Genomic DNA, 839 nt, shown 5'->3' with positions numbered 1-839 from the left:
TTGAACCATGCAAGCATCAACTGTTGCTTTAGCATTAATACTCTGCTGTTGGTTTTCTGGAAAAACATCATAAGGGGTTGGCATACCACATTCTAACAATGCTTTTCCTATCTCCGTAAAATCTGCACCAGGTTTCTCCCACATACTCAGAGCCCCTGGAGAAGGCTTATCAATGTTACATCCAGCTACACTAACCAAAACTATTCCGCTTAATAATTTCAAGATTTGTTTCATTTTTTCCTCCCTGAATATTTTGAATAAATTGGCGTACGATTAGGTAAACCATAGAACTTTGTACAAGCATCACTTGGATGTCCATAACAAGCATGAACACTTGGATAACCCTTAAATATTTGTCCTGCTTCTTTCCAAGGACCACTTCCAGGAGGTATTTGCTCAAAAGTGTAAGGATTTTTGCCAATCTTTGTACCCACAAAGTCATTTTTATGATTTTCCAAGTTTACGTAATCCTGCTTTCCATCACTTAAGATATATAACGTATCTGCCATGTTTTGAGTATTATAAGCTGGTCCAAAGAAATTAATCGTTGTTTTCTTTGCTATACCATGAACACCATGCTTTTCTAAATCATGCGATCCATTGCCCGCTGTCATACTGCCGCGGCTATGCGCATCAGTATGCAATCCTATATTGCCAAGGCTATACAACAGATTCTGGTACTTCTTCGTCGAATTGGTCAAAATACCCAACTTACCTTCTAGAGCATACTGATACCCTGCAATGAACAACTCTACCAAGCGCGAATCGCTATGAGGGAACATCAGAAAATAGTGTGGATCATTCTTGTTATCAGCCAACTGAACCGCATTATGGGCTGC

1 protein-coding gene and 1 pseudogene are annotated in these 839 nt (G+C 39.5%); both read right to left on the bottom strand.

Features of this window, described 5'->3' with window-relative positions:
• A pseudogene (locus ACFIQC_RS09970) lies at nucleotides 1-234 on the bottom strand (hypothetical protein); the annotation flags it as partial.
• Nucleotides 231-839 (bottom strand): hypothetical protein (locus ACFIQC_RS09965; RefSeq protein WP_375707143.1); only part of this gene is annotated, 609 nt, incomplete at its 5' end. The gene ACFIQC_RS09965 and the pseudogene ACFIQC_RS09970, both read right to left, overlap by 4 nt.

Source organism: Bartonella sp. AA126HLJHH (assembly GCF_042197425.1).
Classification (GTDB): domain Bacteria; phylum Pseudomonadota; class Alphaproteobacteria; order Rhizobiales; family Rhizobiaceae; genus Bartonella.
The sequence above is the reverse complement of the archived record's forward strand: the minus strand, read 5'-3'. Positions and strand labels throughout refer to the sequence as shown.